This is a genomic window from Kitasatospora sp. NPDC024654, from assembly GCF_055559155.1.
The window spans coordinates 1-8,526 of the sequence record NZ_JBVHLF010000155.1; the positions used below are offsets into that span (position 1 = coordinate 1).

The window sequence follows — 8,526 nt, forward strand, 5'->3', positions numbered from 1 at the left end:
CCGACCGCACCACCCAGACCCTGGTCGCCTGGCTGCGCGAGCACCCCGGAGCCGAGTACGTCTGCCGCGACGGCTCCGGCTCCTATGGCGAGGCGCCGTCCCAGACCTCGACGTCCTCGAAGGCCAGGGCCATCTGGAGCAGCCCGACGTAGTCCTCCATGTCCAGCGGCAGACGGAGGCAATCCCCGGTGAGCCGCGCGAGCCCCGCGATCTCCGACGAGTAGACCTCCAGCGCGGCAACGCCTTCGGCCGATCGCCGCGCTGACGACACGATCGGACCCGCCGCGAACAGGACCCAGTGCCGCTCCTCGGGTTCCCGGCCGGGCCGCCATCTCGGCAAGCCGGGGAAGCGCCGCGAAACTCGCCGAGAACGCCGTGTCGAGCTGTGGGCACAACCGGTCCATCAGCTCCGACCAGACACCCCGCGGGTCGGCCTCGAACCGGTCAAGCAGGGCTGGCACACCCTCCACGGAACCGAGCGCGTCGCTGAGCTTCGACCAATCCGCCATGCCCGGATTCAAGCAGACCGCCGGCGGCCAGCATTGGTGGGGCCACTTCGAACCGTCACAGTGGCCGCGAATACTCACCCAGCTGCTCCCAGTTCAAGCCGTCACAGGGTGGGGCCAGCTACATCGTCCTAGCCAGCCGAGGTTCACCACTGTGAGTCGCTTCGCCTCAACGCTGTCATGAAGAGTGCTGCGTGGCGGGCGATGTGCGCCGCGTCGGTGCTGTAGAGCGAGTCGTGTCCTGCCGCGATGTGCTCGGTGAATGCGGCGGTGCCGTCGTCGGCTTGTTTATGCATGTGACGGACCAGGTGTTCCAAGCGGTCCCGGGCCGTGTCGGCCAGCGCTGCGCGATCGTTGTCGTCAAGCCGGTAGGCGTCTGCGAAGAGTCGGAGTCGGCGGGCCTGCTCCTCGACGGGCAGGGTGAAGTCGGCGTTGCCTGGATCGGTGAGGGGGACGAACCGATAGGCGGCGTAGGCGAGGTCCCAGATACGAGGACCGGGATGGGCGGTGTCGAAGTCGATGAACGCGACCGGCCTCCCGTCGCGGAAGACGCAGTTGTAGGGAGCGATGTCGCCGTGGCAGATCACCTCGGCTGGCTCGCGGCTGGGCAAATACCAGCTGGCGTCCGCCGCAGGAGTGAAACTGAGAGTGGCGTCGTGGTAGTCGCGCAACATCACCGCCACGGCCTGCAGGGTTGCGTCTGATCGCACGTAATCCGGCAACGGGTAGTTGGCGACGTGGCCAGGGAGGAAATCGAGGATCTCCCGGCCATCGGTATCGAAGCCGTGAGCTCGTGGGGCACCGGCGAACCCTGCCGCCTTCAGGTGATCAAGCAGAGCGTGGACCGTGTGGGTCCACGGTCCCACTGGCCGGCGAACAGTCGAGCCGATCCGCACGACATGGTTGACGCCGCCTCCAGCCAGGGCTTCTTCGTCCGTCCGCCTTGATGCTGTCATGAAGACTCCTTCTGGTTTCGCCCGGGTTGACGAGCATCGTCGGCCCGGGCTGCGAGGTACTCAGCCCAGTCACGCCGGGCGTAGGTGACCCAGCGGATAGCGGTGTGGCGGTGCATGCCGGTCAGGTCGGCGAGGATGGGGCTGGGGAGGTCGGCGGCGAGGGCCGCGAGGGCGGAGTTGCGGGCCGCGCGGACCGAGATTCCGTGGCGGTTGAGCTTCTGCGTCATGGCGTGGGTCGAGATGGGCTTCCCCGGTACCAGGCCCGGGAACAGCAATCGGGGGCCTGCGGTGGCCTGCGCGAACAGAGACCGTGAGCCGGGCAAGGGCTCGTCCGCCAGCTGTTGTAGCAGCCCAGCCAGTCGTGAGGGCAGCAGGACGGGGTGACGGCCGAGCATCAGGTGCGTGTGCTTTCCACCGACCTGCAGGTGGTCCGGCGTCAGATTGCAGAGCCGAAGAAATCAGTGGTTGGCTCAGTCGATGGAGAAGTCGGCTCGTAGGAGGCCGGTGAAGGTGACTTCCAGGTTGCGGGCGCGACGGCCGCCGTCGGTGAAGTAGGAGTCGCGCAGGCCTGCGGCGACGAGCAGCGATGAACGTTAACTTCCCGGCCTTGGGGGAACTTCATGGTGTTCTGTCGTCCCTCGTCTACCGCGCCGCATCCAGACGCGGGACCAGATCGTGAAGGTGTTCTAGGAGGCTTTCGTGCCAGCCGACGTACACAGCGAAGTCGTACAGGTGCGTCACGGTGCGCAGGACGGCGATGCGTGCCACGGCGTCATCGAGCGAGACCCCGGCTGCGGCAAGCAGTACCTGCCGCAGGTGGGCGAGTGCCTGCGCCCGGTCAAGCTCCTGGTGCCGGAGGGCCTGGGAGTGAAGCTCGGTCAGCTCGCCGACGATCCAGCCGAGGTCGTAGTGCTGCGGCCCACGAGCGACCTCCTCGCCGGCAAGCAGGCTGGCCCTCGGCGTGGTCGGTGCCAAGCTCATCAGGCCGAGGCTCGGATTACCGTGGACGAGGAAGGTCGAGGTGTGCAGGGCATGCCGTCCCCACGCACGGAGGGCGCGGATCCGCGCGCTGCCTAGGCGCGCCGTCAGGTGGCCGTGCAGCAGAGCGGCATGGCCGCTCTCGCCTCCGGACCCCAGCCATCGCACGGTTCGTACTAGGGCCGGTGGTCCGGCAGCGGCCTGTGGCGGAGGTGGTATCTGGTTGAGCCGGCTCAATGCCTCAGCGACCGGGCGAAGGCCGGTCGCCACCTGCTGCCATCCGTCACTGAGCGCCCTGGGGCTCAGTCCGGTCAGCAGGCGCGCCACGGAGAGCGGGCCGGGAACCCGGTAGTGAAGCCCGTCGGTCCGGGCGGCGTGCGCAGTCACCAGGTGATGGCTGGTCGGATCGGCCTGCCGCAGGGCTTCCAGGATGTGGCGATGCACTGGTGCCAGTGGGCCCGGGTGGGCGGTGCCCGCGCGTCGCACCCAGGTGAAGGCGTCTGCCGGGCCCTGGTAAACAGCGGTGCGGATGCGCGTGGTGCCGTACTCGCGAAGCAGGGTTCCCTCGGCCTTCACAGCGGCTCCTCGGCGGCGCAGTGCCGACGCCTGGCTTCGAGAGCCGCGAGCACGGTTGGAAACGGCGCCGCCACCATGGCGTCCTTACGGCCTGTGGTTCCGCTGGTCCCGGGGTGCGGCGGTACCACGCAGAGATTCGTGCGTTCCTGAAGCGACGTGAGGTGCCGACTCAACACAGGGTTGCGATGTCCGCCGGGTGGCAGGGCAGGTGCCAGGGCGACGGCCGCGCTGGTGCACTGGAGCGCCAGCATGGCCGGGCTGTCGCCCATACCGAGGGCGAACCGGCTGATGAAGTTAAAGCAGGCCGGGTAGACGGCGATGCCGTCGGGCCACTGTGCCCACTCGACATGCTGGGCGATGGGGGTCGGGTCGTCGGGCCAGCGATCCTCGTGGACTCCACCGCCGCCGATGGACATAAGCGTCTGGCGGGAGACGAAGCGTTCGGCGCTGCGGGTCAGGATGATGCGCACGGCAAGGTCCGGTTGCGTCTGGTTGAGCCAGTTGAGCCAGAACGGCAGGAAACCTACGCCGATCGCGCCGCTGCCGATGATCAACAGTCGGCGCCCGGTGTACTGGTCGGGGGCGGTGGCCTCAGCGTTCACGGGTTCGCTCCGAGTAGGCGCGTACGATCGCTGCCACGTCCTCGGCCGCGGCCCACGGGCCCAAACTGAGCAGCACGCCGGCCGGGTTGAGCACCAGCTCGTCGACGCCAGCCTGGGCGTAGGCGTCAAATTGCTCCGCCACGGCGTCCGGGTCCCCGTACGCGAACAGGCCGGAGCGGACCATTTCGCCGGCCCCGGCCGCTGGATCCGCGGGGTCGACCCGCAGGCCTGCCTGGGCGAGCATGTCGGTGTAGTGCGGCGTGCTCAGGTGCGCGCGAGCGGCCGTGAGAGCGAGTTGTTCGGGATTTCTGCCCGGAGCGGCCAGCGCGGCGTGGACGACAGCGACGAGCCGTGGCGGCATGGGTCGGTCGGCTGCCCCCTCAGCGAGGGCGGGCACGATGTGGTCGGCCAGATACCGGGCCGGCGTCAGCCAGGTGATGGCGGCATCGGCTACCGAGCCGGCGACCCGCGCCATGCCCTGGCGCAGCACGCCGGCGCCGACCTCGACCGGTGGATGCTGCACGGCCGGCAGGCTGCCACGCATGTGGACGTACGTGCCGCTCTCGTCGGCCCGTCCCTCGTCCAAAAGCCGTCGCACTGTGGAGAGGTATTCGCGAGCGGCGGTCAACGGGCTGCCGTAGGGCGCCCCCCGGAGACCTCGCTGGAATCCCACCGATCCGACCCCGAAGCCGGCCACCGTCGGCTGGCCGGTCAGCACGGCCACGGAACGAGCCTGAATCGCCGCCTCGAACGGATGACGAAGCGGCATGAGAGTGACGCTGACGCCGGTCGGAATCCGGAATCCGGCGCCTGCCAGGTAGGCAAGCATCTGGTGGGACTCCAGGGACATGGATTGTCCCACCCACAATCGCGATTTGGCCGACTCCGCGACGAGTTCCGCGAAGGGGAGTACCGCGTCCATGCGCGCTGGCATACAGGGAAAAATAACGGAGATCTTCACGTGCCACATCCGCGGTGTGAACGGACAGAATGAAAGAGCGAGCCCCGGCAAGAATGCTTGCCGGGGCTGACTGCCGAACTCAGCAGCCGTGGTCGAACGTCTCGGAAACTGAGGCGGCGCTCACGACGACGCAGCCCTCGGACGAGACGACGGTCGAGGAGATCGGGGTGGTGGCCGGCGCGGCGCTGGCCGCACTGGCACCGATCTCCGCAGCGTCCGTGTAGATGGAGTAGCCGGCCATGAGCTCCTGGGAATCCATATTTTCCTCCTGACAAGTGAGAGCGAAAGTCGGCCGGCCATTTCGGTGAACCGACCGCCTGATCATCAGACCAGATGCCTTTCGGGCGTGCAAGTGACTTCCTGTTTCATTTGACAGCCCCTGTTTCATATGGCTGGGAGGCTCAGGAAACAGAGGCCAGCCTGGCGGCAGAAAACCTCGGCGCTGCCTACGAGGCCTGCGGCATTCGCGCGGCGGCAAGGGCCGGGCGAGGACCGCTTGTTCTGGCCGCGAGAGCCTGCAGGACAGTTGTCCACCAACAGGTCGTCTCGGGCGAAAGCGGAATGTGTCGCAGCAAGACGGACCATTCGTCCCATAGGCCGATGGCACTCCACTCCGCGAAGCGGCGGTAGACGGTCTGCCAGGACGGGCCGAAGCACGCGGGCAGCTGACGCCAGGTGGAACCGGTTAAGGTCACGAAGATGATGGCGGCAAGGACCTCACGGTCATCGGCCCGCAGGCGGCCACCACCCTGCCGTCGGACGGACTGCTGCGGGATGGTTCTGCTGAGGCTCGTCCACAGGTCGGTGGGCACGAGCCGCTCGGTGATCGACTCCATGGCACTCCCGTAACAAAACACGAACTCCTTTTGGGACGCGGGTCCGTGAGTCATCGTGACGCCGCAATGTTCCGGTGTGGGGCGCCTGGATCGATGCTGGCCGCCTCCAAGGCAGTTCGTACGGTCTCCTCCCGGGTCGCGGTGCCCGGATTGACCGCCCACGCGATCAGGGCGTCCGCGATCACGCTGGCGCGGTGCTGCCCGAAGCTGAGTCCGCGCATGCCGGATCGCGAATCTGCGGGCTCGCTGGCTAGCGCCACGCCCGGGGCGAGGCGGAGAGCGAAGGCCGAGGTCTCCTGCCCCAGCCCCGCCATTGTCGCCACCGCCTCGGTCACCGTCTCCGGCGCCGAGGTCGCGTCCACGCCAAAGTAGATCACCAGTGCGTCGCGTCGAGGATAGAAGCGGGTAGCGGAAGACACCTTGGCCCGGTAGCGAATCCGCAGATCCTCCATTCGCTCAAGAACCGACCGCCAGATGTCGGGGGCGGCATCGGGCCGGGTGATGTGCACGTAGAGGCGCTGGAGTGGACCGTCGGGCCGTCCTCGGGAACCGTCGACCAGGAAGAAACCGGGAGAGAGGGCGGGACGGCTGGCCGGCAGCCGGATAACCGCTGCTCCCTGCGGTGAGCTGGAGACGAGCCGTTCAACAGGCAGACGCAGCCGGACGCCGGCGTACCGGACGATGTACTCGTCCACGCGCCGCTCGACCACGCGCGCCGTGGCCACCGACTCCTTGTGCGGTACTGCAGCGGCGAGGAGTTTCTCGAAGGCCGGTTCACGCAGGGTGCGCGGCCGCTCCTGTTCGCTGAAGCGCATGCCCACATGCAGGAGCTCGTACAGGGCGTTCCCCAGGAGCCGGCGCAGTTCCTGGGCGTCATCGGCCTCGAAGTCGATGCCATCGACCGAGGCGTGCCGACCACTCGGGTCGACGGTTACCGTCTTCAGCGTGCGGAACAGCGAAGCGGGCAGGAGTGTTTGTTCGACAGCGGTCATCAGTTCTCCAGCCCGAGCGTGTCGACGAAACGCGATGGACTCATGAGGGCGGTTCGACCGACTCCGGCGGCAGCACGTTCGAGGGCACCGACGCGCGCGCTCTCCTGGGCCCCGGCGATCAGCCGGTCCAGTAGGTGCCAACCGGCGAAGGCGGTCGCGCGGCTGGCCAGCAGGGGGTCGATGCCGCCAACTTCGGCGCGGTAGGCGGTCCAGAAGGCCGTGATGTGCGGACGCACCTCTGCCAAGCCCGCCACTGCGCGGGCCAGCACCTCCTCATGGGTGGGCTCAAGGGAAAGCGTCGCGGCCCCGTCACGGGCCTTCTGGATGCCGAGGACAGCGCGGTACAGCCAGTCTCCCGCGTAGCTGCCGACGTCACGGGCCGGATCGGCGAGGCGGAACTCCTCCCAGTCGCTCAGGTAGAGCTGGCCCGAGCTAAGAATCAGCTGATCCAGCCGGAGGTCGCCGTGAGAGGGTACCCGGGGCGCCCGCGCTTCCTGCTCGCGTAGGTCCCTGATCGCGTCGACGAGCTGATCGTCGGACTGCATCAGGCCCCAGGCCTGCAGGGCGCCAAAACTGCTGGCCAGGAAGTCAGCTAAGGGCAGCGCGTCCAGCACGGGGAGTGGCGGGAACGGAAAAGGAGTTAATTCCAGCTGCTCGGATCTAGGAATTTCCAGAGAATGCAGCCGGCCGACCGCACTGCCAGTCGCGATGGACATCTCCACGGTGAATTCCTGATCACCGGCGGCCTCACTGCCGGACCGCGCCGAAGACAGGTGCTCGAACACCAGAGTCCGAGAATCGCGGTCGTGTCCCAGCAGCCGAGGTCGGCGGAGCTCGGGCGGCGCGAGGCGTTCGAAGGAAAGGACTCGATCCAGGCGCTGCGCCGAGGCTTCCCGGCTGCCGCCGACCCGTTTGACGAAAATGTCCGTACCACCGGAGGTGACACCAGCCCAGTTCTCGTTCCTGCCTGGATAGGAGAAAATGCTGTCCTGGTCCAGGTCGCCAATCCCGAGCTGCTTCAGCAGGGCGACGCCGCCCACGTTCGACGCCCACCGGGTCGGCATCTTACGGAATGCCGAGCGATCTCTCTGGCCACCGGTCAGATTATTGCCGACAGTACTCATCATCAGACCCCCCTGCGATGAAGTTCTTTTCCACTGCTGCCACGGTAAGGCCGCGGCAGCAGTAACGTACCCCAAGCATTCCATGTGCAGCAAGACTGTTCCCCAGATGGTTCGTATGGTTTCCAGTCCCACCCCGAAGGAAACTCCCGAAAAACGGGCAGCTTTCTCCGGGCTGTGCCTCCGGGTGCCCCGAGCCTTTTCGGGCTATTGCCGGTACAGCCGTCGAGCGCGATGCCAGACCCACCAGTAGCCCAGGGCCACGGTCAGCGCGATGACACCGACGGGAAGGAGCACTGTCGTGCCGCCCGTTCCCAGCGCCAACACCCGGACTGGCGGAGCCAGCACACAACAGGCGGCCAGCGGGGCACGGATGTACCACAGCAGTACCTGCAACGGTGCGGTATTCCCCAGGGCGGTCTCCCCGCCGATGAACAGCGATGGCGGGATGCTCCCGCGATTGGCCGACACCAGTGCCGCCGCCACCAATGTGGGTGCCGCCGCGGCCATCGCCGCCACCGGCGTGACCGGTCGGCCCAGCAAGGCCGCGCCGCTACACCCCAAGAGCCCCAACCCCACCAGCACGGCGATCGGCAGCAGAGCGTGCCGCAGCACTAGCGAGGGGTACGAGTACGGCAGGAGCCGGGAGCGGCGCAGGTCGTCCGAGTCCGTCCGCGCCGGCTCAACCCACTGTGCGGCCGCCAGGTACCCGCACAGCAACGCGCACAGCACACCGCCCATGGAGTGCGCGGGGGTCCTCGCGGTGGACGCCAGCGACGAGACCGCCAGCGCACCGATCCACCACGCCAGTCCCCAGCCGGCCTGGGCCGGCGCCGAGAGCATCGCGATCGCATCACGCCACAGCATGAGCAGGCCGCGGTAGTGCGGCGGCCTGCGCCACCGCCGGGGGGGGGGGGGGGGGGGGGGGGGGGGGGGGGGGGGGGGGGGGGGGGGGGGGGGGGGGGGGGGGGGGGGGGGGGGGGGGGGGGGGGGGGGGG

Annotated in this window: 10 protein-coding genes; all 10 read right to left on the bottom strand. The window is 68.2% G+C overall.

Annotated features, from left to right (window positions below):
* Positions 1–652: 652 nt before the first annotated feature.
* The 10 genes from ACZ38L_RS37295 to ACZ38L_RS37340 all read right to left on the bottom strand — a co-directional run bounded on the left by ACZ38L_RS37295 (position 653) and on the right by ACZ38L_RS37340 (position 8,395).
* Positions 653–1,462, bottom strand: coding sequence for a phosphotransferase enzyme family protein (locus ACZ38L_RS37295; protein WP_465702140.1), 810 nt, complete (start codon positions 1,460–1,462; stop codon positions 653–655).
* Entirely contained in the window at positions 1,459–1,689 is a 231-nt protein-coding gene (locus ACZ38L_RS37300) for a hypothetical protein (protein WP_465702142.1), read from the bottom strand. The genes ACZ38L_RS37295 and ACZ38L_RS37300 overlap by 4 nt, the downstream gene beginning before the upstream one ends.
* Positions 1,690–2,104: 415 nt before the next feature.
* Positions 2,105–3,016 carry a hypothetical protein gene (locus ACZ38L_RS37305; RefSeq protein ID WP_465702144.1) on the bottom strand — a complete coding sequence of 304 codons (912 nt, stop codon included), beginning with the start codon at positions 3,014–3,016 and terminating at the stop codon, positions 2,105–2,107.
* Positions 3,013–3,618, bottom strand: a complete 606-nt coding sequence (locus ACZ38L_RS37310) for a flavoprotein (protein WP_465702145.1) — start codon at positions 3,616–3,618, stop codon at positions 3,013–3,015. Before ACZ38L_RS37310 ends, ACZ38L_RS37305 begins: the two co-directional genes overlap by 4 nt.
* Entirely contained in the window at positions 3,608–4,630 is a 1,023-nt protein-coding gene (locus ACZ38L_RS37315; protein ID WP_465702147.1) for an LLM class flavin-dependent oxidoreductase, read from the bottom strand. Before ACZ38L_RS37315 ends, ACZ38L_RS37310 begins: the two co-directional genes overlap by 11 nt.
* Before the next feature lie 28 nt (positions 4,631–4,658).
* Positions 4,659–4,838, bottom strand: a complete 180-nt coding sequence (locus ACZ38L_RS37320; protein ID WP_465702149.1) for an LxmA leader domain family RiPP — start codon at positions 4,836–4,838, stop codon at positions 4,659–4,661.
* A gap of 187 nt (positions 4,839–5,025) precedes the next feature.
* The gene (locus tag ACZ38L_RS37325; protein ID WP_465702151.1) at positions 5,026–5,415 is read right to left on the bottom strand and encodes a transposase; all 390 of its coding nucleotides are present in this window, start codon (positions 5,413–5,415) and stop codon (positions 5,026–5,028) included.
* A 50-nt stretch (positions 5,416–5,465) separates the two neighbouring features.
* On the bottom strand, positions 5,466–6,407 hold the full coding sequence (locus tag ACZ38L_RS37330; RefSeq protein ID WP_465702153.1) for a T3SS effector HopA1 family protein: 942 nt from the start codon (positions 6,405–6,407) through the stop codon (positions 5,466–5,468).
* Positions 6,407–7,534 carry a class V lanthionine synthetase subunit LxmK gene (lxmK, locus tag ACZ38L_RS37335; RefSeq protein WP_465702155.1) on the bottom strand — a complete coding sequence of 376 codons (1,128 nt, stop codon included), beginning with the start codon at positions 7,532–7,534 and terminating at the stop codon, positions 6,407–6,409. The genes ACZ38L_RS37330 and lxmK overlap by 1 nt, the downstream gene beginning before the upstream one ends.
* Before the next feature lie 201 nt (positions 7,535–7,735).
* Positions 7,736–8,395, bottom strand: a complete 660-nt coding sequence (locus tag ACZ38L_RS37340) for a hypothetical protein (protein ID WP_465702157.1) — start codon at positions 8,393–8,395, stop codon at positions 7,736–7,738.
* Positions 8,396–8,526: the final 131 nt, after the last annotated feature.

Excerpts from the sequence above, each read along its gene's own strand:
- ACZ38L_RS37300 (WP_465702142.1), bottom strand. The coding sequence starts at position 1,689 with ATGACGCAGAAGCTCAACCGCCACGGAATCTCGGTCCGCGCGGCCCGC.
- ACZ38L_RS37330 (WP_465702153.1), bottom strand. The coding sequence starts at position 6,407 with ATGACCGCTGTCGAACAAACACTCCTGCCCGCTTCGCTGTTCCGCACG.
- ACZ38L_RS37320 (WP_465702149.1), bottom strand. The coding sequence starts at position 4,838 with ATGGATTCCCAGGAGCTCATGGCCGGCTACTCCATCTACACGGACGCT.
- ACZ38L_RS37325 (WP_465702151.1), bottom strand. The coding sequence starts at position 5,415 with ATGGAGTCGATCACCGAGCGGCTCGTGCCCACCGACCTGTGGACGAGC.
- ACZ38L_RS37295 (WP_465702140.1), bottom strand. The coding sequence starts at position 1,462 with ATGACAGCATCAAGGCGGACGGACGAAGAAGCCCTGGCTGGAGGCGGC.
- lxmK (WP_465702155.1), bottom strand. The coding sequence starts at position 7,534 with ATGATGAGTACTGTCGGCAATAATCTGACCGGTGGCCAGAGAGATCGC.
- ACZ38L_RS37340 (WP_465702157.1), bottom strand. The coding sequence starts at position 8,395 with ATGCTGTGGCGTGATGCGATCGCGATGCTCTCGGCGCCGGCCCAGGCC.